The 25,482-nt window shown below is 39.9% G+C and carries 26 protein-coding genes and 1 pseudogene; 9 read left to right on the forward strand and 18 right to left on the reverse strand.

From position 1 onward, the window contains the following. The first annotated feature begins 475 nt into the window (after positions 1 to 475). From C7E02_RS13115 to C7E02_RS13130, 4 genes are all read left to right on the forward strand, one after another. Entirely contained in the window at positions 476 to 1,075 is a 600-nt protein-coding gene (locus C7E02_RS13115; RefSeq protein ID WP_105309778.1) for a TetR/AcrR family transcriptional regulator, read from the forward strand. A 110-nt stretch (positions 1,076 to 1,185) separates the two neighbouring features. Further along, entirely contained in the window at positions 1,186 to 2,958 is a 1,773-nt protein-coding gene (locus C7E02_RS13120; protein ID WP_105309779.1) for an ABC transporter ATP-binding protein, read from the forward strand. A gap of 1 nt (position 2,959) precedes the next feature. After that, positions 2,960 to 4,693: an ABC transporter ATP-binding protein gene (locus C7E02_RS13125; RefSeq protein WP_005342586.1), complete on the forward strand. Its 1,734-nt coding sequence runs from the start codon at positions 2,960 to 2,962 to the stop codon at positions 4,691 to 4,693. 19 nt (positions 4,694 to 4,712) lie between these two features. After that, positions 4,713 to 5,519 (forward strand): class I SAM-dependent methyltransferase, encoded by an 807-nt coding sequence (locus C7E02_RS13130; RefSeq protein WP_105309780.1) that lies wholly within the window; start codon positions 4,713 to 4,715, stop codon positions 5,517 to 5,519. Here C7E02_RS13130 and C7E02_RS20695 read toward each other — a convergent pair. The 9 genes from C7E02_RS20695 to C7E02_RS13180 form a co-directional block, all read right to left on the reverse strand. Beyond that, positions 5,514 to 5,816, reverse strand: a complete 303-nt coding sequence (locus C7E02_RS20695) for a hypothetical protein (protein WP_330406789.1) — start codon at positions 5,814 to 5,816, stop codon at positions 5,514 to 5,516. The genes C7E02_RS13130 and C7E02_RS20695 overlap by 6 nt on opposite strands. Before the next feature lie 288 nt (positions 5,817 to 6,104). Continuing rightward, a complete protein-coding gene (locus tag C7E02_RS13140) occupies positions 6,105 to 6,494 on the reverse strand; it encodes a DUF5301 domain-containing protein (protein WP_105309781.1) in 390 nt (129 codons plus the stop codon). Between the two features lie 330 nt (positions 6,495 to 6,824). Beyond that, on the reverse strand, positions 6,825 to 7,538 hold the full coding sequence (locus C7E02_RS13150) for a 2Fe-2S iron-sulfur cluster-binding protein (RefSeq protein WP_330406790.1): 714 nt from the start codon (positions 7,536 to 7,538) through the stop codon (positions 6,825 to 6,827). Then, positions 7,535 to 9,079, reverse strand: coding sequence for an FAD-dependent oxidoreductase (locus tag C7E02_RS13155; protein WP_105309783.1), 1,545 nt, complete (start codon positions 9,077 to 9,079; stop codon positions 7,535 to 7,537). Before C7E02_RS13155 ends, C7E02_RS13150 begins: the two co-directional genes overlap by 4 nt. After that, positions 9,076 to 9,615 carry a pilus assembly protein PilX gene (locus C7E02_RS13160; protein WP_105309784.1) on the reverse strand — a complete coding sequence of 180 codons (540 nt, stop codon included), beginning with the start codon at positions 9,613 to 9,615 and terminating at the stop codon, positions 9,076 to 9,078. The genes C7E02_RS13155 and C7E02_RS13160 overlap by 4 nt, the downstream gene beginning before the upstream one ends. Before the next feature lie 10 nt (positions 9,616 to 9,625). Further along, on the reverse strand, positions 9,626 to 10,144 hold the full coding sequence (locus tag C7E02_RS13165) for a DUF6921 family protein (protein WP_105309785.1): 519 nt from the start codon (positions 10,142 to 10,144) through the stop codon (positions 9,626 to 9,628). A 16-nt stretch (positions 10,145 to 10,160) separates the two neighbouring features. Continuing rightward, positions 10,161 to 12,284 (reverse strand): heavy metal translocating P-type ATPase, encoded by a 2,124-nt coding sequence (locus C7E02_RS13170; protein WP_105309786.1) that lies wholly within the window; start codon positions 12,282 to 12,284, stop codon positions 10,161 to 10,163. A gap of 59 nt (positions 12,285 to 12,343) precedes the next feature. Continuing rightward, positions 12,344 to 12,703 (reverse strand): ArsR/SmtB family transcription factor, encoded by a 360-nt coding sequence (locus tag C7E02_RS13175; RefSeq protein ID WP_105309787.1) that lies wholly within the window; start codon positions 12,701 to 12,703, stop codon positions 12,344 to 12,346. A gap of 236 nt (positions 12,704 to 12,939) precedes the next feature. Further along, positions 12,940 to 13,149: a plasmid mobilization protein gene (locus tag C7E02_RS13180; RefSeq protein ID WP_242978824.1), complete on the reverse strand. Its 210-nt coding sequence runs from the start codon at positions 13,147 to 13,149 to the stop codon at positions 12,940 to 12,942. Positions 13,150 to 13,279: 130 nt separating this feature from the next. Here C7E02_RS13180 and C7E02_RS13185 point away from each other — a divergent pair, with 130 nt between their 5' ends. Continuing rightward, positions 13,280 to 13,510, forward strand: a complete 231-nt coding sequence (locus C7E02_RS13185; protein WP_105309853.1) for a DUF6061 family protein — start codon at positions 13,280 to 13,282, stop codon at positions 13,508 to 13,510. 21 nt (positions 13,511 to 13,531) lie between these two features. On the opposite strand, the gene C7E02_RS19330 is transcribed toward C7E02_RS13185, so the two are convergent. Beyond that, positions 13,532 to 13,747, reverse strand: coding sequence for a hypothetical protein (locus C7E02_RS19330; protein ID WP_162496217.1), 216 nt, complete (start codon positions 13,745 to 13,747; stop codon positions 13,532 to 13,534). Between the two features lie 6 nt (positions 13,748 to 13,753). On the opposite strand from C7E02_RS19330, the pseudogene C7E02_RS20510 reads away from it, so the two are divergent. The 3 genes and pseudogenes from C7E02_RS20510 to C7E02_RS13200 form a co-directional block, all read left to right on the forward strand. Beyond that, positions 13,754 to 13,888, forward strand: a pseudogene (locus C7E02_RS20510) (GNAT family N-acetyltransferase); the annotation flags it as partial. A gap of 281 nt (positions 13,889 to 14,169) precedes the next feature. Further along, the gene (locus C7E02_RS13195; RefSeq protein WP_105309788.1) at positions 14,170 to 15,465 is read left to right on the forward strand and encodes an ATP-binding protein; all 1,296 of its coding nucleotides are present in this window, start codon (positions 14,170 to 14,172) and stop codon (positions 15,463 to 15,465) included. Between the two features lie 161 nt (positions 15,466 to 15,626). Beyond that, positions 15,627 to 17,030 (forward strand): alanine/glycine:cation symporter family protein, encoded by a 1,404-nt coding sequence (locus C7E02_RS13200; RefSeq protein WP_005342099.1) that lies wholly within the window; start codon positions 15,627 to 15,629, stop codon positions 17,028 to 17,030. Between the two features lie 96 nt (positions 17,031 to 17,126). Here C7E02_RS13200 and C7E02_RS13205 read toward each other — a convergent pair whose 3' ends face one another. Beyond that, positions 17,127 to 18,887, reverse strand: a complete 1,761-nt coding sequence (locus C7E02_RS13205; RefSeq protein ID WP_005342096.1) for a diguanylate cyclase domain-containing protein — start codon at positions 18,885 to 18,887, stop codon at positions 17,127 to 17,129. Positions 18,888 to 19,137: 250 nt separating this feature from the next. Between C7E02_RS13205 and C7E02_RS20515 the strand changes: the two genes are divergently transcribed. Then, positions 19,138 to 19,293, forward strand: coding sequence for a response regulator (locus tag C7E02_RS20515; protein WP_304412965.1), 156 nt, complete (start codon positions 19,138 to 19,140; stop codon positions 19,291 to 19,293). A 46-nt stretch (positions 19,294 to 19,339) separates the two neighbouring features. Here C7E02_RS20515 and C7E02_RS19840 read toward each other — a convergent pair whose 3' ends face one another. The 7 genes from C7E02_RS19840 to C7E02_RS13240 form a co-directional block, all read right to left on the reverse strand. Then, positions 19,340 to 19,591, reverse strand: coding sequence for a hypothetical protein (locus C7E02_RS19840; protein ID WP_005342094.1), 252 nt, complete (start codon positions 19,589 to 19,591; stop codon positions 19,340 to 19,342). Beyond that, the gene (locus C7E02_RS13215) at positions 19,578 to 20,144 is read right to left on the reverse strand and encodes a Fis family transcriptional regulator (RefSeq protein ID WP_242978825.1); all 567 of its coding nucleotides are present in this window, start codon (positions 20,142 to 20,144) and stop codon (positions 19,578 to 19,580) included. The genes C7E02_RS19840 and C7E02_RS13215 overlap by 14 nt, the downstream gene beginning before the upstream one ends. Beyond that, the gene (locus tag C7E02_RS13220; RefSeq protein ID WP_105309789.1) at positions 20,145 to 20,603 is read right to left on the reverse strand and encodes a DUF4869 domain-containing protein; all 459 of its coding nucleotides are present in this window, start codon (positions 20,601 to 20,603) and stop codon (positions 20,145 to 20,147) included. It lies immediately after the preceding gene. Positions 20,604 to 21,843: 1,240 nt separating this feature from the next. Continuing rightward, entirely contained in the window at positions 21,844 to 22,719 is an 876-nt protein-coding gene (locus C7E02_RS13225) for a DUF3881 family protein (RefSeq protein WP_005334712.1), read from the reverse strand. Positions 22,720 to 22,721: 2 nt separating this feature from the next. After that, positions 22,722 to 24,008 (reverse strand): serine--tRNA ligase, encoded by a 1,287-nt coding sequence (serS, locus tag C7E02_RS13230; protein ID WP_005334710.1) that lies wholly within the window; start codon positions 24,006 to 24,008, stop codon positions 22,722 to 22,724. A gap of 14 nt (positions 24,009 to 24,022) precedes the next feature. Beyond that, positions 24,023 to 24,562, reverse strand: a complete 540-nt coding sequence (locus C7E02_RS13235; protein WP_005334708.1) for a DUF4446 family protein — start codon at positions 24,560 to 24,562, stop codon at positions 24,023 to 24,025. A gap of 1 nt (position 24,563) precedes the next feature. After that, complete coding sequence (locus C7E02_RS13240; RefSeq protein WP_029731690.1) at positions 24,564 to 25,472, reverse strand: ParB/RepB/Spo0J family partition protein; 909 nt, start codon at positions 25,470 to 25,472, stop codon at positions 24,564 to 24,566. Between the last annotated feature and the right edge of the window lie 10 nt (positions 25,473 to 25,482).

Below are 25,482 nucleotides of genomic sequence, written 5' to 3' on the forward strand. Positions count from 1 at the left end.
GGCCAAGAAAATCTATGAGTGTCACTGCTTATTCAAAGCAGCAACTACCTACATAATTTCATACAGGAATGAAGATAGTCTCTCAAAAAAATATTCTGCTGCTGGTGGCACTCTCACGCCCCTAATGTAGAAGTTTTAGCTCTACAACATAGCTCTTATTTTTCTTACTGCCGCAAAGGTTTAACAGCCTTTGCGGTTTTTTGTTTGTCGATATTTGTCGGGAAAAGGACAAGCCTTCTTCCGGTATCGGCTGCCGTTCTCCACCCTGCTTATCATTTATTAGAAAAAATAAAACTGTTATAAAAACCAGTATTTAAAAATTTTATCAGTAATAAAGTGCAGAAGGATGTTTGGATTACTGTTTTTATGCAATTATTTCTTGTTACTCTTGACAAAATCTTTTTTAGAGATTAAAATTATAACAGTGTTATATAGCACTGTTATATAGGAGGTGTGAAAAATAAACGGAAATGGAATGACTTTAGAAAATATCCACCGGGCAGCGAAAGCGGAATTTTTAGAAAAAGGATATAAAGACGCTTCTCTGCGGAATATTGTGAAATCCGTGGGAATGACTACCGGAGCCTTTTACGGATATTACAAAAGCAAAGAAGAACTTTTTGAATCCATCGTTGGTGAACATTATGAATATATTCGTAACCGTTTTATAAAGGCACAGCAGGAGTTCGCCGAACTACCAGCCGCCCAGCAGCCGGAAGTCATGAGTGATATTTCGGGAATCTGCATGTACGATATTCTCTATTATGCGTACGAACATTTAGAGGAATGTAAACTGATCCTCTGCTGTTCGGAAGGAACAAAATTTGCCGGGCTAATTGATGAAATGGTGGAGATTGAGGTAGATGGGACGCATGCCTATCAGGATGTCTTAAGGCAGCTTGGACGGCCCTCTCCGCATATCGATCCTTCGCTGGAGCATATTCTAATCACCGGAATGTTTCATACTTTTTTTGAATTGATCATCCACGAAATGCCGCTCAAAGATGCCGAAAACTACGTTAGAGAAATGCGCGCCTTTTATACAGCAGGATGGATGAAAATTATGGGGCAATAATGCCTTATAATTTTTGTTCAGCAGTTAGCTATAGCTAATCTAAATTCGGATATTGTAAGAACATAGACGTGTTCTCTTTATCATAAACACAAAGAAAAGGAGGAATTTTTTTGAAAAAAAAATCTAATTTATCACGCCTGCTGGAAATTGCAGGCAGCCATAAGTACCTGACCTATGCTTCCTGGGTGCTTTCTGCAATCAGTGCCCTGATTGCTCTGGTACCCTTCTATTACATCTGGAAAATGATCAAGGAAGTATTGGAGGTGGCACCGAATTTTGCCCAGGCACAGAACCTGACCGGTAATGGCTGGATGGCAGTATTGTTTGCGGTTATAGCGGTGCTTGTCTACATAGCCGGGCTGATGTGTTCCCATTTGGGAGCATTTCGTATCGCCACAAACCTGCGTATCCAGACCATGGAGCATATTGTTAAGCTTCCTCTTGGATTTGCCGAGAGTTTTGGCAGCGGAAAACTGCGCAAGATTGTCAACGAATCCAGCGCAGCCACCGAAACCTATCTCGCTCATCAGCTTCCCGACAGAGCCAATGCCATTGCAACCCCCTGCGGTCTTTTGGTGCTGTTGTTCGTGTTTGACTGGAGACTGGGACTATTGAGCCTTGTTCCGGTTGTGCTGGGCTTTCTGATCATGATGACAATGACCGGAAAGCAGATGCAGGAAAAGATGAAAGAATACCAGAATGCGCTGGATGATATGTCCAATGAAGCGGTAGAGTATGTCCGCGGGATTCCGGTGGTAAAAACCTTTGGCCAGACGATCTTTTCCTTTAAGAAGTTTAAAGACTCCATTGACCGGTATAAAGTATGGGTGATCGCTTATACCAAGCAGCTTCGGACGCCGATGATGTTCTATACAGCTGCAATTAACGGAGTTTTTGCCACACTGATCGCCGGAGGACTGTTGCTTACGCAAGAGGGTGTGACTTCCAGTTTCTTACTGGATCTCATTTTCTATATTATCATTACACCGGTTATTTCTGTTACACTGACACGCATCATGTTCCAAAGTGAAAATGCCATGATCGTAGATGACGCTTTACAGAGAATTGACAGCGTTTTGCATTTGAAGCCTCTGGAGGAAACCAGACATCCTATGCATCCGCAAAATGCTTCCGTGGAGCTGAAATCGATTCATTTCAGCTATGATGGAGAAAAAGAAGTATTAAAAGATATTTCACTCACCATTCCTGCAGGACAGACGGTAGCTTTTGTAGGCCCATCCGGCGGTGGAAAAACAACCCTTGCCAACCTGATTTCCCGATTCTTTGATCCACAGAGCGGAATGGTAAAAATCGGTGGTGTTAATGTGAAAGACATCCCGAAAGAGGAACTCATGAACACGGTGTCTTTCGTATTTCAGAATAGCCGTCTGATCAAGGCATCCATTCTGGAAAATGTGCGTATGGGAAAACCGGAAGCTACCCGTGAGGAAGTTCTGGCTGCCCTTCATCACGCACAATGCGATGATATTCTGGAAAAACTCCCACAGGGTGTGGATACGGTCATTGGTACAAAGGGTGTCTATCTTTCCGGCGGCGAGCAGCAACGAATTGCCATTGCCCGTGTGATGCTGAAAAATGCTCCGATTATCATTCTGGATGAAGCCACTGCCTTTGCTGACCCGGATAACGAAAGCCGCGTACAGGCTGCTTTCTCAAAACTTTCCGAGGGAAAAACGGTGATTATGATTGCCCACAGGCTTTCTACCGTAACAAATGTGGATCAGATCTTTGTCATTTGCGACGGACAGGTTGCCGAGTGCGGGAACAGCCGTGAATTGCTTGCAAAAGACGGCATTTTCAGCCGTATGTGGAAAAATTACCAGACTTCCGTGCAATGGAAGGTAACAAAGGAGGTGCAGTGATATGATCAAAAAACTGCAGAAAAAATATGCCCTGTCTGAACGGGGGGCAAAAGACCTGATCAAAGGATGCCTGGCCTGTGTCCTTCAGAATCTGTCTTTTATGTTCCCGGTAGGACTTTTATATTACCTGGTCAGCGATCTGATGAACGGGGGTGTTCCCGGTGGGAAAATTCCATTTTATGTGGCAGGCTGCGTGGTGTGTATCGGCCTGATACTGCTGACCACTTTCTTTCAATACAATGCCACCTATTTTGCCACTTACAAAGAAAGCGGCATCCGCCGTATTACTCTGGCAGAGCATCTGCGCAAAATCCCCCTTTCTTTTTTCGGGAAAAAGGATTTAGCCGATCTTACCAGTACCATTATGGCGGACTGCACCTTCCTGGAGCAGAGTTTTTCACATTTTATCCCTGAGCTTGCAGGTTCAATCATTTCTACGATCCTGATTTCCATCGGTCTGCTCTTTACAGACTGGAGAATGGCGCTGGCTGCCTTATGGGTTCTGCCGGTTGCCTTTGCGATTGTGGGATTTTCCGCAAAGATTCAGGAAAATCTGAATCAGAAAGCCATGGATGTAAAGATGGCCTGCGCAGACGGGATACAGGAGTGTATCGAAACGGTACGTGACCTGAAAGCAAATAATGCGGAGCAGGCATATTTAAAAGGGCTGGAAAAGAAGATCCGTGCTGTGGAGCATCGTTCCATCCTCAATGAATTTGGTCTTGCTGCTTTTGTGGTTTCCGCATCGCTGGTGCTGAAGCTTGGTATTGCAACGGTTGCGCTGGTGGGAGCTGTTCTGCTCATGCGAGGAAGCCTCTCCGTGCTTACATTCTTTATGTTCCTTCTGGTAGTATCCCGTTTGTATGACCCTCTGCAGGGCGCGCTCCAGAATCTTGCGGCAGTCATCAGTACACGAACCAACATTGCCCGAATGAATGAGATTCTCGATCATCCGATCCAGCAAGGCAGTGACAGGCTTTCCAATCAGGGGTATGATATTGTCTTTGACCATGTTGGGTTTGCCTACAATACCGGAGAAACCGTATTGAAAGATGTTTCCTTTACGGCAAAACAGGGAGAGGTTACGGCTTTGGTCGGCCCATCTGGCGGCGGGAAAACAACCGTATCCCGGCTGGCTGCAAGATTCTGGGATATTAACAGAGGAAAGATTACCGTGGGAGGTATGGATGTATCCCGAATAGACCCGGAAACACTGCTTTCTCTGTATGCCATCGTATTCCAGGATGTCACACTGTTTGACAATACGATTATGGAGAATATTCGAATCGGAAACAAAGACGCCACAGATGAACAGGTCATTGCGGCTGCGAAACTTGCCAATGTGGATGAATTTGCCAAAAAACTGCCGGATGGATGGCATACCAATATCGGAGAAAATGGCTGTGAACTATCCGGCGGAGAGCGCCAGCGTATCTCTATTGCCCGTGCATTTCTGAAAAATGCGCCGATCATTCTTTTGGATGAAGCGACTGCTTCCCTGGATGTGGAAAATGAAACTCTGATACAGACAGCCCTTTCCCGTCTGATCGCAGATAAAACTGTTCTGGTTATCGCCCACAGAATGCGTACCGTAGCCGGAGCGGATAAGATCGTTGTCCTTTCTGATGGCACCGTGGCAGAAGAAGGATCACCAAAGGATCTGGAAGAAAAGAATGGTGTATATGCCCATATGGTAAAACTGCAGACAGAAAGCCAGAATTGGAAACTTGCATAAAGAAAAAGGAGGGCTGGTTATGCAAACATTAGGCGTTGTGGAGGATACCCTGTTTGTCCCTATGATGGGCAGAATCTATGCCAGTGAGCATTGCCCACAAATTTTATATGATAGAAAAACATTAGAATTGAAAAACAGGCTGCCTTCAGACTTGATTAAACAGAATATGCAGAACCAGTACACCCTCTTGGCCTCTGCTTCCCGGTCTGCCAATATGGATCGGATTATTCGGACTTTTCTGGAACGCAGACCGGACGGTGTGATTGTCCAGTTGGGCTGTGGTCTGGAGACAACCTATCACCGATGTGATAACGGAAAGACACACTGGTATGCCGTGGATCTGCCTCATGTAATCGAATACCGGCGAGGACTTCTTCCCGAACCAGAGAGGGAATTCTATATTTCCGGGGATGCCTTTGTGAAGGACTGGATTATAAAAGTTCGCAATGATGTACTTGATGCTCCCATTCTCGTTACTGCAGGCGGGTTGTTTCATTATTTTGAGGAACATAAGGTCATTGCCCTTCTGCGTATGATTGGGCAATTTGGAAATATGGAAGTTGTTTTTGATACGGTGAACAAAAGAGGAATGACCATGATGAAGAAAAAATATATGAAACAGGTCGGCCATGCCGATGCACAAATGTTCTTTTATGTGGATTCAGCGGAAGAACTGGCAGCAAAGATCGGGGGTAATGTGAAGGTGATTGCGGAGGAACCATACTATCGTTACATTCCTAAAAATGGCTTAAAGCTATCCACAAAGGTCAGTATGACAGTTTCTGATCAATTCAAAATGGTAAAGATGATACATCTAAAACTATAGTGGATATACAATATCAGAGAGATAGAAATTTATTGTCGAACGGAGTATTTTTACTGTCAAAGAGTTGGAGAAGAACAAAATAGGCGATATAATAAAGGGGGCTGTCGGTAAATGATATGCTCCCTTCTTCCCATACTCATCCTTAGTTACCTTGTCAATTCCGACTGCTTTGTTCCCATCTAATTCCTTATGGCATTGCTTTAGCATATCTTCATTTATCAAGTGGTACACTGATGTAAATATAGGATGTTTTGATGTTGCCGATATCTCAGCTATTCTTACTAATTTCGTTTCCATTATTTCCTCCGTCCCTGAGTACGGATAATGTGTCCTCAGTAAGACCTTTACTATGCAATCCCCTTCCCTCCATCGGCATTGCCCGATTTCTACAGTACTATGGGATTGTCCGACCACCTACCATTCATTTGAAATCACTATTCAACCCTGCTTTCTTGCTGTCTACGCTTGTCAGATGCCGTTACCGGCACCATCCCAAGACTCGCTATTATCTGGTTGGCTAAACCTTGGATAAACCGGAATCCCACCGGCTTGACTACACACCCTTAGCTGGGCGCACAACTGGAATTAATCAGTTTCTTGTAACCTTTCGAATAGTTGGCTATCAATTTTATAAATTCCTTGATAAGGCTGTTCAACATAGTATTTACCACTATCCTCATACGCAAAGATAGTACTTGTTCCTGTCTCAAACTGGAAGTCAATTTTGATATAACTTTCCACTTGTGGACAGTCTTGAACACTTTCCTTCTTAGTCGGTTCAGAACTGGAAATATCGGCGATTATTTCACTTATCCAAGTTTTGTCTGAATGACTTACTGTATTTTCCCCAAAAGTTATATCAATAGATGTAATCTCATCGGTTTGAGGTAACGTAATAGGAGCTACCTTTTTTCCACACGCAACTAAAGTCAGCACACAAGTAAGACACAAAAACAAAGAAAGAAATTTTTTCATAAGCATATTACCTCCAAATACCGATTTTTCAATTTTACTTTATCATATTTCATCATCGTATTTCAACTGTACGCTCTATCAGTATTAGGAAAGACTAATCATTATACACTTGAGGAATCATCCTTTGGCATCAGCTCCAGAATCTTTTTATACCAGAGCTTTCCTCTCCGTTCTCTCGCAACGCAAACTGGCAAAACAGTGTCATTAACTCAAAATATTTTGCTTGTAGTTCTCCCCAATCCTTATTAGAAGAAAATCGAACAACATTTGTGTTATAAGCAATTTGATTGATGTAGGTTAATCATGTTTTTTTAATCAGCGTTTTGATACTCACTGTCTTCCCCAAATAGCTACCGAATTTGACCTCACGATCAATTCTTCGACAGGTAGACCAATTGGGCAAATGTTATGGCAAGCTAATGATTTCCCGCATCCCTCAAAATAATTTTCCTTATATTGAGTTGAAACATCGTTTCGATGGCCTATTTCCTGTTCTTCATTCAGAATCCGAAAAGCGTTGACCGCTGCAACCGCTCCAGCAAAAGTACCCTTTGAAGAAAAGTTTGGACAAACCTCAAGGCAGCACCCGCACATCAGGCAGCGAGCCGACTGATACCTCGGTTCGTGTGTAAATTCAATCATATAGGCTTCGCTTTCCAACCAAAGGTTTAGTTTCTTCAAGTTCTCAAACAGGAATGACCGGTCAACAATCAGATCCCTGACAAGAGGAAACTTACTGAGTGGTTCTAGCGTAACGGTACTGCTCTTTAGTATATTCAGAAATGTAGAGCAGGCCAACCGGGGAAGTCCGTTGATCAGCATGGCACACGCTCCGCATTTCCGTACCATACAACCGCATTCCCATCCAATAGGAGCAGCCGTATTCCCACATGCATCTGTCAGTGGGCTACGACTATTCAATTCGTTTAAGACAGCGGCAATAGAACTATTTTCACTTCCACCAAACTCAAATTCCTGCCAATAGCTGTCTGATTTCTGATTCTCTTGTCGCCGAATCCGTACTTTATATACCAAGTTAATCACCGCCTCTCTGGAACAGACATAAAGGAAATTTGTATCTGCTTTCCGTCAAATCGTGCCACCGTCGTTTTGAGAAAATCCCTGTTGTTGCATTCAGGATAATCCTCCCGCCAGTGCGCTCCCCGGCTTTCTTTTCGGGCAAAGGCGCTTTGGAGAACTGCAAGACCAAGCAACGGCAGAGTTCCTTTTAGTTCCTGCACTTTCCGAATCCCTTTTAACAGGGAATTTCCATTTCTAACAACCCCAAGAGAATCCTGCATAGCCTGATTTAATTGTTTTGTTCCCACAATTTTCTGCACTGGTGGAATATCTATCTGCGCCGCACAAGATAAAACTACGCCGTCAGCTTGTTCGCAGGCTGACTTTGCCGCAACACGTCCTCCGTACAATGCGCCCAACAGGGAATTACCACCCAGACGGTTTGCACCATGATATTGGGCACAGCATTCCCCGGCAGCATAAAGATTCTGAATCGACGTTCTGTGCTGTTCATCCACAAGAATACCACCCATGAAATAGTGGATTCCTGGCAAAACAGGCACCGGTTCCTTCCGGATATCCTTATGCAGATATGTCATGCAGTCATCTGCTAAGCCAGACAGCTTATTTGAAATGACCTCCTTCGATATTTCCGTCATATCAAGAAATACCTCGGATTCATGGCTGACCTTCCATATTTCTCTGGCGGTAATATCACGGGGCATCAGATTTCCAAGCTCCGGGTATTTTTCCTCCATGAAATACCACGGCTGATTGTTTCTGAGAGCAAACAGCCTGCCGCCTTCCCCTCTAGCTGCCTCGCTGATAAGCATACGTTTCCCGCCGCATTCCACAGTAGTCGGATGATACTGGATCATTTCACCATTTGCCAGAGGAACACCAAGCCGGAACAATTCTGCGGTTACTTCTCCCGTATTGAACAGCGAACCTGTTGTATTCCCAAACAATCCGTGCATACCACCGGTGGCAACAATAACCGCATCCCCCGGTAATTCCACAGTCTCCTGACTGTATTCATCCCTGATTACGCAGCCACAACAAATATTGCCACACAGACGAAGTGTTAGGAAAGAATGATGGCTGAACCGTTCTACCATACCAGATGCTTCTTTCCTGCGAACAGCGTCTATCATAGCTGTCATGATCTGCTTCCCGGTATCGCTCTGTGCAAAAGCAGTCCGTTTCTTTTTCTGCCCGCCAAAATTCCGCAGATCCACATCATCATAGCCACTCATGTTAAATTTAACTCCAAGTTTTAGCAGCCAGTGCACCAGCTCCGGTGCTGCCTGTGTCATTCCCCAAACTGCATTTGGGTCTGCCAGACCGCAAGCCGCCTTTATTGTATCTGTGAAATGTTCTTCGGGACTGTCGTTTTCATCTTTTGTATTCAAAGCTGCGTTGATACCGCCCTCCGCCATAACAGACTGCGCCCGCTCTGATGGAAATGAGGAAACCAGTTTTACATTGCATCCATTTTCCGCTGCCTGCAAAGCCGCTGAAAGTCCTGCCAGTCCTGCACCTATAATAATAATTGTCTTACTCATAGATATTGCCACCCAATATAATAGAAAATAACTGCGCCCGCTATAAACAGAAGGAGCACCGAAAGAATCAAATAAATATCACCCCTTCGTTCTTTATAACTGATGATTCCCAGCGATACGAGCAATGGGCGGATATTGATAAAAATATGAACAAAGATTGCCGCCACGAACAAAAGCTGAGTTACCATCTTTACCGTTGTAAAAGGGAACAAAATATATGTCCCATTCTGCACCTTTCCAAACAAGCCAATATGGAAGAACAGCAGGATCAGTATTGCCAGCCCACTGGCTCGTCTCGCCCAGAATATGGCGTTCTGTTTCAGATACATTTTTCCGGATTGTTTCGCTGCCCGTAAACTCTGAACTGTCAGGACGGTACCCATCACCGTATGCACAACAAGAATACCAACACCAATCCATGCAAGAAGTTTCCCTGCACTACTTCCAACTCCGTTCAGCATAAAGCTGCCCATGATTCCATGAATCATAAAAATGAGAAGCATTAAAACAGACAAAATCGTATTCCATTTTCTCATAAATTCCCGCTCACCTCATTTCTTCGCTGTCCATGATCATATAGTCTATCTGTGTTAGCGTTGTAACGTCAATAAAATCATCCGATGCCAGGAATACATCATACTTTTCACTTATCACTCTTGATAGCATCATTGTGTTACTGTACTCTTTCAGATCTACGGAAAAACCGGCCTGTTTCAACCTGTCACAGAGTTTCTTAGCATAACTGACAAGCGGATAATCCGTCTCAGATACATATAACCGAAAACTAATGTCCGTTTTCATGAGATCTGTTTCATTTGTTTCCGAATCGTCCAGTGCCAATTCTTTTAATTTATTCCGGGCGTTCTCGTTGTCGAGACCATCTGACATCATATTAATACCGAGAACATAAGAGCCTTCCAACTGTGCGGAGGCTTGAGCCGCCTTTTTTGACTTCGGTGTTGCTCCTGTGACTGCATCAATCATAGAAGGCGGTGAATGTAATATGACACCAAAACCTACAAGAAAAACAATCGTAACAACTAACAGAATCAGTTTTCGTTTCACATTCCCACCTCATTTCCTATTTTTTCAAAATTCTCATTGCGTTCAAAACAGCAATTATGGTAACGCCTACATCACCAAATACAGCTTCCCACATTCCCGCAATACCAAGAGCGCCAAGAATCAGGAATACACTCTTAATCCCAAGAGCAATCACTATATTCTGCATGACAATCTGTTTTGTCGCTTTTGCCACATCAATCGCATCCACCAGCTTAGATGGTTCATCTGTCATCAGAACTACATCTGCAGCTTCAATGGCCGCATCTGAACCAAGACCACCCATTGCGATACCAACATCCGCACGAGCAAGGACAGGAGCGTCATTGATACCATCACCAACAAAAGCTAATTTGCTTCCCTGTCTCTTTTTACTGTCTAAAAGCTCAACCTTTTCCACTTTTTGATCAGGAAACAGTTGTGCATAATATTCATCCAACTGCAATTCTTCCGCAACAGCCTTTCCGATTTTTTCATCATCACCAGTAAGCATGACTGTTTTTTCCACACCGATATGTTTCAAATCAGAAATTGCTTTTTTGCTGTCCGGCTTTACTTCATCTGTTATCAAAATGCATCCGGCATATTGACCATCTACTGCTACATAAACCTTTGTACCAACTTTTTCACAGGCTGTGTACTTCACATGCTCTGAATCCATAAGTTTCGTATTGCCAGCAAAAACTTTCTTTTCCCCTGCCATTACACTGATTCCATATCCTGAAATTTCCTTATAATCAGAAATCACTGACTGATCAATTTCTTTTCCACAAGCAGCAAGAATGGATTTTGCAATAGGATGGTTAGAAAAGCTCTCTGCCTGGGCCGCATACTCCAGAACCTGTTCTTTTGAAAATCCATTTGCAGGCAGAATATCAGTCACATTGAAAACACCCTTTGTAAGTGTTCCAGTTTTATCGAACACAATAATGCTGACATTATTAAGCGCCTCTAAATAATTACTTCCTTTTACAAGAACACCTCGTTTAGATGCCGCACCAATACCTCCGAAGAAAGTCAGCGGAATTGAAATGACCAATGCACATGGGCAAGATACCACAAGGAAAACAAATCCTCTGCGAATCCACTCTGTCCAACCTCCACCAAAAAGGATCGGTGGCAGAATTGCCAGAATAGCTGCTAAGATTACAACAACAGGAGTGTAATAACGTGCAAATGTAGTAATGAAATTTTCTGTTGGTGCTTTTCGGCTTGACGCATTTTCCACAAGATCAATAATCTTTGAAGCCGTAGATTCACCAAATGCTTTTGTTGTCTTAATCATTAAGACACCCGTCTGATTCATACAACCGGAAAGTGCTTCGTCTCCTTTATGAACACTTCTCGGAACTGATTCTCCTGTTAAGGCCCTTGTATCCAGCATAGAATCTCCATCCAATACCACACCGTCTAATGGAATTTTTTCACCAGGCTTTACAATAATAATCTCACCAATGGAGACATTTTCTGGAGATGTTGTAATCAATTCCCCATTTCTTCTTACTGTAGCAGAATCTGGACGTATATCCATTAAGTCTGATATAGATTTTCTGGAACGCTTAACAGCCAATGACTGAAAAAATTCACCTACCTGATAGAATAACATAACAGCAACTGCTTCTGGATATTCACCAATGACAAAAGCCCCAATCGTAGAAACACTCATCAAAAAATGTTCATCAAATACACGCCCCTTTGAAATGTTCCTCACAGCCTGCCATACAACATCTCCACCAAGAATAACATAAGAAACAATGAGAAAAGCTAACTCGACAGGCAGTGGCACTTTCGCAAAAACTGTCAATGCCATACCAATACCATAGATTGCTGCGCCAATCGCTAAACGAATCGTCAACTTCTTGTCTTCATTGTTATAGGATGTATTGGTATCCTGTTTTTTTGCAGGTATATAGTATTCCTGTACAATTTCGGAAACTTCTACATCTGGCTCATGGCTGTGGACAATCGTTTCAATCTGACTGGCTATCGTATCTGCGGCTGTCTGGGCAACATTGATTGTAAGCGTCTGCTTCATCAGATTTACCACTGAGGATTGCACTCCATCCAACTCTCCGACTTCTTTTTCAATTTTTGCGGAACAATTTGGACAGTCCAACCCTTTTAATAGAAATATGCGTTTCATGATAATCTCCTTATAATTTGTTTAGTTGTTCAATTACTCAATTATAATGTTAAAAAATATTATTTCTGCCAAAGATGCTCAAATCCCTTGTCAATAATCTCTTTCACATGATCATCTGCCAGCGAGTAGTAAACTATCTGTGCTTCTTTACGGAATTTTACCAGATTCGCAAGGCGTAATGCCTTTAACTGATGCGAAATTGCAGATTTTGTTACCCCCAGTAGCACAGCAAGATCACATACACACATCTCACTCTGTTCCAGAGCGTGTAAGATTTGTACTCTGGTACCATCTCCAAATAGCTTAAATAAAGATGCCAACTGGATATAATCATCTTTGGGTTGCATCTTGGATTTCACATCATTCACAATATCCTCATGAATCACATCACAATTACAAATATAAGACGGTTTAGACATACACTCACCTCGTATAATCACAGTTGAATAGTTATTCAACTATGATTATATTCATTTTTTGTTCTATGTCAATAAGATTAGTAAATATCTTCTTGGATTTTTGTCTTTAACTGCTTAATACTTTGCAACCTGCCACTGATGCCCTATTTTCTGAGCGATGGAGAAATCAAAAAAATGCTAAGCCATAGGTTTTAATCCTTGGCTTAGCACCATATTTTACTATTCAACTCTGAAAGTCAGGTTGCATCATCGTATTTCAACTGCTTTGCCTGGTCTCCATCCATGTGCCACTGCTTACCTGCCAACGATTCTGCAAGAATCAGTTTTCTTAAATATTTCGATTTCGATAAGCCGTACTCAAAAGCATTTTTTGTGAGCATAGCATTTTCCTCTGGAAGCAAAGTAAAACGGAATTGCTTTGTGCGAACTCTATCTTTTTCAGCCATTTATTATTTCTCCTTTCAAAACTTCCTCACCGTGAAGAAATTACAAAATTGTTCGTCAGTGGTTTTAGTTTTGTTGCGCCGTCTGTGGGGCAATCATTTTGTCGTTTTGCAAAATGGTACGGGTGGGGGTATTAGGGGGCGCTGCCCCAGTGCAACGTCTAGCAAGTGGGAAAATGACACGAGTGGGTACATTTCCCCTATTGACTGTTGGGAAGCTGAAAAGAACTTAAAAACCACACCAGGATCAGACTGTGCATTAAACGCACTCGCCATTGATGAACCTCTTGAATATGCAAAATTATATCTTGATGGAAATTTGCAGATGTGGGTAGATGCAGAAGACTCATTAGATATTTTTTAATTTTTAAACAAATACAACAGTTTAAATCGCTATTAACCACAATATTTCCGGAAAATTCATCATATGTTTGTGCAAATACAAAGAAACGGCGGCTCTGGAAATCAAAATAACATGCGGTGTCCAGAAACTCGTTCCACCGATATTCAGATAATTGAAATCTGCAAGCTGAGAAAGGAAATTGTTCTGCATGCCAATTCCGGCAGATGGAAGTATGGTAGAGAGCCATGTTGCTCCCATCGCCACATACGATTAAATGTATACCAGAAGAATGCCAGAGCAATTTCTTTTTACCAAAGAGAAGGGTTCATTATTCAATGTGAAGATTTGGATGAAGCTACTGGTGAAAAAGAGTACACCATGCTATGGAAACAAAAATAGAAAATGGGATAAGAGATAGACTATTGAGAGCATACGAGAATCCCTGCGGGCATTGCTCAATTCACTGGCGAAGACGATGAAGTAATGAAAAAACACGACTAAAATGCGGGATAAACACTGCTTCTGAAGAATATAATATGATTGTGGAATAGAAATACGCAACAAGTTACAAAAATCTATTTCAATGTCCGGCTGATATATTGATTTTTGAAGTCCATCCGGATATACTAGAATAGAAAAATGCAACATGTTGCAAAAATCTTTTATAGTGAGGTTTTAAGATGGAGATTCGCAGAGATTTTTATTTGGATAAATTGATAAAAAGAAAGAATAATGGATTGATTAAGGTAATTACTGGTATTCGTCGATGTGGAAAATCCTATTTACTGAATAATCTGTTTTATCATCATTTATTAGAAAGCGGAGTTGATGCTGACCACATCATTCGCTTTGCTTTTGATTCAGCCGATGATCTTTATCTGATTGGCGAAAGCCTGATTCAGATTGAAAAGGAAAAGCGTGGAGTTGACCCCGAAAAGTTTATGGCTTATATCCGTTCCAAAGTTGTAGGTGAAGAAATGTATTATCTGCTGCTTGATGAAATTCAGATGTTAGATTGTTTTGAAGCTGTTTTGAATGGCTATCTTCGCAAAGATAATATGGATGTATTTGTGACAGGAAGTAATGCAAAACTTTTGTCTAAAGATATAGCCACCGAGTTCGCCGGTCGTGGTGACGAGGTTCATATGTATCCCCTGAGTTTTGCTGAGTTTATGACCATTTACAGCGGTGATAAGTACATGGGATTATCTGAATATATGCTGTATGGCGGTATTCCTCTAGTTGTTCTTCGTGAGGGAGCAAACGATAAGGCAGTTGCATTGCAGAATCTGTTCAATGAGATTTATCTTCGAGATATTACCAAACGTAACCAAGTGAGGAATATCGGAGAATTGGAAGATCTTCTGAATATTCTTTCCTCTGCCATCGGTTCGCTGACCAACCCGGAAAAATTGAAGAATACTTTCAAGACGGTAAAGAAATCCAGAATCACTTCCACTACCATTAAGAAATATCTGGATTATTTTGAGGATTCTTTCCTGATTGAATCAGCACAAAGATATGACATTAAAGGAAAAGCATATATTGAAACACCTAAGAAATATTATTTTTCCGATCTTGGTCTTCGCAATGCTAGAATCAATTTCCGTCAGTTTGAGCAGACTCATTCTATGGAGAATGTGATTTATAATGAACTTCGTATGCGTGGTTACAGTGTGGACGTGGGCGTAATACCAATTGCAGAAAGAAATCAGGAAGGTAAGGTTATCCGTAAACAACTTGAAGTTGATTTTGTATGCAATCTTGGTTCATCCAGATACTATATCCAGTCGGCTTACTCGCTGCCAGATGAAACGAAACGCATTCAGGAAATCAGACCGTTCAGGAAAATTGATGATTCCTTCAAAAAGATTGTTATCACAAAAGATATTGTACAGCCCTATTATGATGACTATGGTATCTTGACTGTAAACATTTATGACTTCCTCCTTGATCCGCAAATTCTTGAAAAATAAACAATGTTATAAAGGATCTAGTTATGGAGAATATTTAATTTTTTCAAAACAAAACTGATATCTTTCCCTATCGTCAACAACAATTTTAAATGTAAAAAAACTTGCAAATTCATCTTCTTTCCGTTAATATATTGACAGCAAACAGGGAAAGGAAAGAAGGTATGTTTCAAACAATTATTGGTACAATCAGTTCTTTTATGTACAGCAAGCTGCTGGTCATTCTACTGATTGGTGCGGGAGTATATTTTACAGTCCGCACAAGATTTCCGCAGGTAAGATTATTTAAGAATGCTTGTGGATCCGTGATGGAAAAGCCGGAGGATAAAGGGGCAATTTCCTCTTTTCAAGCACTTATGGTTTCAACAGCATCCCGTGTGGGAACGGGAAATATTGTCGGGGTTTCATCGGCGATTTGTATAGGTGGATTTGGTTCTGTATTCTGGATGTGGGTGATTGCGATCATCGGAAGTGCATCTGCACTGATCGAGAGTACATTGGCACAGATTTATAAGAAAAAAGGAAAAGACGGAAGCTGTTATGGAGGACCGGCTTACTATATTGAAGCGGCACTTCATTATCGCCCGCTGGCAATTGTTTTCTGCGTTGCAATGATTTTAACCTACGCATTTGGCTTTAATATGCTGGCATCTTATAATCTGCAGTCTACATTTTCAGTATTTTCTTTTTATGATGCAAAGATGAGTCCCTGGATCATCGGTGGAATTTTGGCAGTGCTGACGGGCTGGTGTCTGCTTGGCGGCGGATCACGTATCGTAAAAGTAACGTCAATGGTTGTACCGGTAATGGGGATTGCTTATATTGGGATTTCACTTCTGGTAGTAATTATCAATATTCAGAATGTGCCTGCAATGTTTGTGCGCATTTTTGAAGAAGCATTTGATTTTAAAGCAATTTTCGGAGCATTTTCCGGTTCGGCCATGATGCAGGGAATCCGCCGGGGTCTCTATTCCAATGAGGCAGGTATCGGTTCGGCTCCGAATGCATCAGCTGCGGCAAATGTCAGCCATCCGGTAAAACAGGGGCTGGTACAGATGTTATCCGTATTTATTGATACTTTGTTGCTTTGTACAGCAACAGCTATGATGTGTATGTCATCCGGAATAGATCCGGCAAAAGAATTGCAGGGAGCACCATGGGTGCAGGCATCACTTCAGGAATCACTTGGTTCTTTCGGGCCGATCTTTATTACAGTTGCAATGGTATTTTTTGCATTTACAACTCTGCTCGGAAACTGTTTCTATTGTGACAATCTTTTAATCTATATTCACAAAAAACAGCCGGAAAAAGCTTTTATGAAAGGCTTCAGACTGGTATCGGCACTTGTAATCTTTCTGGGCGCAGGAATGGAGATGTCTCTTTTGTGGGATCTTTCCGATGTACTGATGGGGGTTATGGCGCTCATTAACATTCCGGTTATCCTGATCTTATCAGGGATTGCATTTAAAGCAATCCAAGATTATGAAGCACAGCTAAAACAAGGAATCAACCCGGTTTTTAAAAGTGCAGACATCGGTCTTCGTCAAAAAACAGATTTCTGGAGCTAATTTTAACAAAATCAAAAAGACAAAATCCTGTTCAATATATGAATATGAGCAGGATTTTTCTATTTACAACAATATTTTTTACAATATTTCCTTTGATTATCCGGAAAATTTTTCACTGTAATGACTATTCATATCCTCCCAGTCCATGAACAATACATAAAATACTTTGCCATATTGCTGGCTCTCAACAATTCTCCCATGGTCAAGCACAGGCAGATACGCTCCATCCGCTCTTCGTAAATGAAAGTGGATATAATCATTTTCATTGCCATTATCAATCTGTTTCCAAATGCTTGCTTCTATCTTCTTCTGCTCATCTTCGCGTATCAGGTTGCGGAAACTTTTCTTTGTAAGTCTGAATAGTTCATCCATATCTTTATATCCGGCCATATGAAGAAACTCCTGATTTGCATAAAAGAGTTCGTCATCTTCTTTGTCTGCTCTGTATATGATAAATGCTCCTGGAAGGTTCTCGGAGATATCCTTGAATGCAAATCCAAGTTGTTTACGAGCCATTAATTCAAGCCCTTCCTTATAAGCCATACAGCCATTTTTCCCATGAAGTTTTATTTCGTAAAGGGCTGCATCTGCACAGCGCATAAGCTGTGAACGATTAGACGCAAATGTCGGATATTCCGCATATCCAAGAGAAATATAAAATTGATGTTCTTTTCCCTTGTATGAAAATGTCTTTGGAGCCATAGTGAATTGCTGTAGCTTCTCTTTTACATCATCGTAGGAATAATCTTTTAAAAGAATAACGAACTCATCGCCGCCGTTTCTTCCTAATAACGCACCAGACGGGAAAAAAGCTTTCATACTGTCTGCCAGACTCTTTAATGCATTGTCTCCACAGACATGCCCATAGATATCATTAACAAACTTAAAATCATCAATATCAAGGAGTACAGCCACAAATTTTGCTTCCGGATTTTTAGTAATCATCTGTTCTGCCAGTTCATCGAATCCATAGCGGTTGTAAATACCTGTAAGAGAATCTGTGTACGCCAGTATTTGAAATTTGTTTTTATTTTCTTTTGATACCAGCCATACCCGGGTAAGAACTGCCAAAAGCAAGGTAATCGCAATAAAGAAAACACCGATTACTGCTATTAATGTATTGTTTCCCCAGCCATTTTCAGGCGTTACTTCAAACTTCCAGTTCTCCTCTCCTATCGTAAAGTCATAGGAAACCGGATTCGTTAACTGACGATCTGACTGATAAACAACTTTATAATTATCACTCCATGGATTATCCGTTTTTGAAAGACTATATTCATATCCAAACTTCGAAAGTGCACTTGTTGCGTCTGAAAAAATTTCCGGAACACGAAGGATAACAATGGTAAATCCCCAAAAATATTCCTGTCCGTTTTCATCTTTCAGATAAATAGGATTGCGGACAGCAATTCCATATCCCCCCTGTTTCAATTCAAAAGGCCCCTGTGTAACGATTGTATGATGATCTCTTGCATATATGGAAATTCCACCACGGTCTTTATCATGAATCAGATCAATCTTACCTGTCTCATTTCCCTCGGCCGGATAAATATCCGTTACAATGCCAGCCGGAGCAAGCTGTACGCTTTCAACAGAATCCGACATAATATTTTCTGCAATTGTGTCAAATTGATTGATTTCTCCATTTTCACTGATCAAAAGCTGTTTCAGAACATCTGTAATCTCTATTCCATTTGTAATCTCATTCTTTATACGTTCCCCATAGGTTGTTGCATTTAATTGTGCTGTTGTGCGGCTCTGCTCTTTTTCATGGGTATCTGTTTTGTATACAACTAAACTAACAAGGCATATGCCCAGTAAAAAAACGATAAGAGGAACAAGCGTTTTTTTCTTCACCTGATTTTACCTCATTTTATCTATCTGATGTTTTTATAATAAAGCATTATATCACAGAAGTTAAAAATTTGAATAGATTTTGCCAAAAAGTTATAGGACGTTTTTCCATTGTACTGATAACGTTTTCCTTGCGTACAATGGAAATGTTGGTGTAAAATGCAATTAGTTCTTAACATAATTTTAAATTATTGAAGATAACGATGAATTAAATGCTGAAATCGTGATAGAGCTATGAAAAGAAGAGGGTTTTCTGATTGACTGGGTCAAAGACGGTCAGGAATGTTTTGATAAACTGGAAGAATCGGATGAAGGATACTATGATCTGATTCTTATGGATATTCAGATGCCAATCTTGAATGGCTATGATACAACCGCAAAGATTCTTCCTTTTCTTCTCTCCTGTTAGTTTTCCACGTTATAGTCTCTGATTCATGTATTTTTCCACATTATCATCAAGAGTTATCCCACTCAATTAATTTCATAATTTTTTTCACAGCATTTACCACCTTTGATGACAAATACATTTTCTGCAATTTTCTCTTAGAATACGCCCATATTGGACTATTCCTTGTATTATCCACTAATAAATCCGTAAAATATCTCTCCCAGCTTACATATTTCTTACTGTCTACATAATCTTCCGGTTGTTTGAGAATAACATTCACATTTAATTCAGGCACTACATTTGCTTTAAGCAGAAGCACATTTTATACCTTTTTCTGTGCACAAATGTTCAAAAAATTCATATCCTGAATTCAAATCCTCTGTAATTACGTACTCAGGATTCACAGGGTTGTTTTCAGATATCTCCCCATATAAATGATATATCTCATTATACTTTTGTTTTGCCTCACGAAATTTTTCTGACTCACGGAATCCGTAGATTTCATTAATGCTATAAGAAAGTGTAGGAAGTTTTTCTCTCGTTGCAAGTACAAAATAATTGTCTGATTGCTTTACAAGTTCTGCAAATCTTTTCGAAATTAAAAAACGATTTCCTTCATCGATAAATATAATGTTTCCTGATGTTTCCTCAATCTGTCTTTCCCAATCTTCATTATTAATCGTCTTACATTCACAGTCACAAGAAAGAAAAACTCCACTGTCCGTTCCATATCTGTTATAATCACGAATAAGATCTATTAATACCGTTTTCCCAGAACCACTATCGCCGGTTAAAATTGTAATATTTCGTTTCAAAACAAAATCATATTTTACTTTCTTTGATTCTACAATTACTCTATGTGAACCTTTCATTTATCTTACTCCTGCTTCATTTAAATATTTACTTGCTAAAGGTAATAATTCCCTCATAGAATGTACGATTTTTCCACCATTTTGAACCTCTATATCAAATTGGGTGTCTTTTCCAAAGCTCATCATATGTCTGAGATTAATTGTCACGTCAATTCTTTTACCGATTTCCAATATCCATTTTGCACAGTTATCTCCACATGTTGATGCATTGAATATCTTATCTGGTTCGTTCAGAATCAGCAATAATGTTTTTACACCACCTGATAATCTTTCTGGTGGTATCTGCCCTAAAACCGGGCTTACAATACACTCACTACTGACAACTTCTGATTTATCAATATCTTTTATCATCTCTTTAGCCAGACTGGATTCCATCCACTCCGATTCATAAGTATTTTTAAAATAAACATTTGTATTGTAAATACATTTTGGCTCATCACCATATACAATAGTAAGCATAAAACTCCGCCTATCGTTATTTTTAATATAACCTTTTTCCCTGTAAGTCACTTTGTTATTATTATATATGATTTCCACTTCATCCAGGATTTCTGAAAAGTTTTCCACATTAAAGTAGCCATTATAATTATCCTTAATTATAATGGCTACTTTATATTAAATTTCATTATATTCATATTTTTTATTATCGGAGGTTTCTGTTGATCTTGTTCCCTGCCTGTTTTCCTTTCTTTTAGAACTATAACATGTAATTCAAAGTCGCCGATTTACGCTTCATTGATTTGATTTATATAACCCTCATCTTCTATATTGAAGTTCCTTACTATTCCCTATCTATAACTTTCTCATAGTAGTTATCGCTATCATTCTCTTCCATGAGATTCTTCAATATACTCTACGACCATCCAGCTATTCCGTCTATAGCATCTCTTCTTTATAGAACTCATTTTTATATAAATCTCGATTAGTTCGATGTTTCTTTACACATCTTCTAATTCCTTGAATTACTGCGGTATCTTTATCCTCAATATGTTCTGCAAATGTTTTCTCTTTTATACCGGTTATCTTTTCTTCTCCGATTTATCTTTTTTTATTCAATCTTCTTACCGGATTTTTATGATCTATGGTTAAGGCTTATTCTGTGGGAACTTCCATTTGCCATACCACCAACATATTGACTATTTATAGATTCTGAATTGTCCAACGGTTTAAGCCTCCTTCCTTTCTATTTCGTTCGTCCCTTTCTCGTCAGGACTTCTATCGATGATTCCTAAGGAATTATTCTATCAAATCTTCTTATACGAATTTCGATTTAACCTTTTGGGGTATTTTAGGTTATTCTATCTTAATCTAAAATTTGTTGATTTAATTTTCAATTTAATCTTTTCATTAAATTTTTTTACTGAACTTTTTTGGTTCTTCTTTATCATTTAATTTTTTTGATCATATCTTATATTAAATCTTTTTTGATTTGATATTTTGTTTTCCTTTGGATTGACTATATAATACCATCTAGGTTTTATTTTGTCAATACTATTTATGATATTTATTTTAATTAATTTATAATTGTATTATTTCCATAGAATATTCTGTATATTTATATTTTATCAAGTTGTTTTCTGATGATGTTTCATGATTTTAGTGTGTGATACATAACCGTCTAATACACAAGAGAGCAGGTAATCCCCTGCTCTCTTGTTATCTTACATTTTCAGTCTTATAATCATCTTATAGTCAGATACTAATAATTAATATAGCCCTGAAGCCACATATTCGCCTTAAATCTGCGTCCTACTGCCGGTTCCCCAAGAAGTCCCTGTCTCGGCACGCAAACGTCAAATACGAGGCCATTTACGTCTAATTTCATCACGTAAACATTTTCCCCTGTATACTCATTCACGATTTCATGGAGTTCCTGGATCTCACCTAATATGGAATATCGGTCACACTCCACACTATACGGCATGATGTATGTATCCACAATGCTGAATACGTCTTCCGTCACCAGTCGCCTTGACACCTTTGAGTAAGTATCAATGTCTTCCAGTGTGAGCGTCTCGATTGCATTGGGATCTCCAGATTTTGCAGCAGAGAGAAGCTGCATGCGGTTATACACCTCTTCTCTCTGTCGTTCTTTTTGTGAATGATCTTTCTTTACCGGCAGCAATATAGTCCCTGACTCGCATAATCCTGCAAGCGTTACAGATGTATAGTTCATCTTGTTACCGCTCAATTGCTTTTCCTTCAAATACTGTGGCACATTTTGCAGATAAAATATAATCGTAATTCCGATTTTTGCATCTTCACAGATTCCTACATAGGCCTCTCTGTCCATTCTGCGCTCAATCGTGATATCTGCATAGGACGTGATTCCTGTTCCAAGAAAATATGGATAATAATATCTTTTCGTAAAGTTATCCACAGAATCCATGTCTCCGCACAGACATATCCCCATTCCAGGTCCGAATTCCTTCTGATATTCACAAAAATCTAATTCTTCGTCCTGATATACAAGCTCATGACACGTATATTGCTGTTCTACTTTATCCAGTATCTCATATAATTCTTTTTTTGACTTCATGCTGCCAAATCCTATGGCATTCAGATATTGATGCATTTTTATTTCCTTTTGATTTCAGTCATACCACCCATATATGGACGAAGTACCTCTGGGATTCTTACAGAACCATCTGCCTGAAGATTGTTCTCCAGAAATGCAATCAGCATTCTTGGTGGTGCTACTACAGTATTATTCAGTGTGTTTGCAAAATATTTGTTTCCATCAGCGTCTTTTACACGGATTCCAAGTCTTCTTGCCTGAGCATCTCCAAGGTTAGAGCAGCTTCCGACCTCGAAGTATTTCTTCTGTCTTGGTGACCATGCCTCAACGTCACAGGATTTTACTTTCAGATCTGCCAGATCTCCAGAGCAGCACTCAAGTGTACGGACCGGGATATCCATAGAACGGAACAGATCTACTGTGTTCTGCCATAATTTGTCATACCACATCTTGCTCTCTTCCGGTTTACATACAACGATCATTTCCTGTTTCTCAAACTGGTGGATACGGTATACTCCTCTTTCCTCAATACCATGTGCTCCTTTTTCTTTACGGAAACATGGAGAATAACTTGTAAGTGTCTGTGGAAGCTGATCCTCTGTCAGCATTGTATCGATGAATTTACCAATCATGGAATGCTCACTTGTACCGATCAGATACAGGTCTTCGCCCTCTATTTTGTACATCATGGCATCCATCTCTGCAAAGCTCATAACTCCTGTTACTACATTACTTCTGATCATAAATGGAGGAATGCAGTAAGTAAATCCTCTGTCGATCATGAAATCTCTTGCATAAGAAATAACTGCAGAGTGAAGTCTTGCAATATCTCCCATAAGGTAATAGAATCCATTTCCGGCTACTTTTCCGGCACTTTCAAGGTCGATTCCATTAAAGCTTTCCATAATATCTGTATGATATGGAATTTCGTAATCAGGTACGACCGGCTCACCGAATTTTTCAATTTCAACGTTCTCGCTGTCGTCTTTTCCAATTGGTACAGAAGGATCGATAATATTTGGAATAATCATCATATTCTGTTTGATTTTAGCTTCTACTTCTTTTTCTTCTTTAGATAAAGCCTCTACTCGTTCTGCATTTTCCTGAACTTTTTTCTTTAACTCTTCTGCTTCTTCTTTCTTTCCCTGTGCCATACATGCACCAATCTGTTTGGAAATCTGATTCTTATCAGCACGAAGAGCCTCTACTTCCTGTTTAATCTCACGATTTCTCTGATCTAATTCGATAACTTCATCAACCAGTGGAAGCTTATCATCCTGGAATTTATTTTTGATATTCTGTTTTACGACCTCCGGGTTATTTCTGACAAATTTGATATCTAACATCTCTCATATCCTCCTTATTTTTCAATAATCTCGCTTTTTTCAATCTTTTCTATATCATGGAAAATGGCTTTATCCAGTGCCTCTGCCTCTTCCTCAGCAAGCTCTACATAGCTTTCACCTTTTACGATTTCTTTCACATAAGTGTAACATCCTTCACGACTGTGCATTGCATTGATGATCCAGCCGCTGTCATTTCCATCCAGCATAGCAAGTGCAAAACTCAGTTTTCCACCCATCTCGTTAAATGCATCGTATTTTACAATTCCGACTTTCTGGTAATTTGTCTCTAATTTACGGTTTAACTCACGGATTTCTGTTCTGTTCTGCTTTGTAAACTTAAGAACCGCCTCTGCTTCCTCGAATTTATCTTTCAGACTCTGCTCAAGGGATTTTCCATCTTTCCCTTTCATAAATGTTGCATAGCTGTTTTTCAAACGATTGTATTTCATGGTTACATTTACATATAGTATAAACAAAACTACGAATAGAATCAGCATAAACAGGAAAATAAATGCTGGATCTATCCCCAGTGCATTCAGTATCTTGCTTTCCATATTATTCTTCCTTTCCAATGCTCATAATCATATCGAACATTCGTTCTAATTCCTCATCAGAATAGTATTCTATCTCTATTTTACCTTTTCCATTTCCTTTAGATGCTATACTAACTTTTGTACCCATAACTTCTTTCATTTTATTCGCAAGGTCTTTATAAATGAAATCATTTACGGTCTTTACTTTTTCTTTTGGCTTTTTCGGATTTTTGATTTCTTTTACAAGCTTTTCTGTATCACGTACACTTAATTTTTCATCAAATATCCGGTTTGCCAGATTATACTGTTCATCCTTATCGTCAATTGCAAGTAATGCTCTTGCATGTCCGGTCGAGATCATGTCATCAATAATCATTTGCTGAACACGCTCGTCCAATTTCAGAAGTCGCATAGAGTTTGTGACTGCAGTTCTGCTTTTTGATACACGCTCGGCCACTTCATCCTGTTTCAGATTAAATTCTTCCAACAATCTCTTAAATGCCATTGCTTCTTCAATTGGATTTAAGTTTTCTCTCTGGATATTTTCAATTAAACCGATTTCTACTATTTCCTGTTCTGTATACTCTTTTACAATAACAGGGACTTCTTTGACTCCGGCCTGTTTGGCAGCTCTCCAACGTCTCTCTCCTGCAATAATCTCATAATAATCTTTATTCTTTCTTACAAGAAGCGGTTGCAGTACTCCGAATTGTTTAATTGAATCTGCCAGTTCAAGAATTGCATCTTCATCAAACTTTTTACGCGGTTGATCTCGATTCGGCTCAACCATATTGATTTTCATCATTTGAATACCAGAACCAGACTCAGACTCCCTCTTTTCTTCAGCCGGCTCTTTTGCTAATGGCTTATTTGATTTCTCAGGAATCAGACTATCAAGTCCTTTTCCCAATCCTTTTTTCTTAACAGCCATGGGAACCTCC

The organism is Dorea sp. Marseille-P4042, assembly GCF_900290215.1.
In the GTDB taxonomy this organism is placed as follows: domain Bacteria; phylum Bacillota; class Clostridia; order Lachnospirales; family Lachnospiraceae; genus Dorea; species Dorea formicigenerans.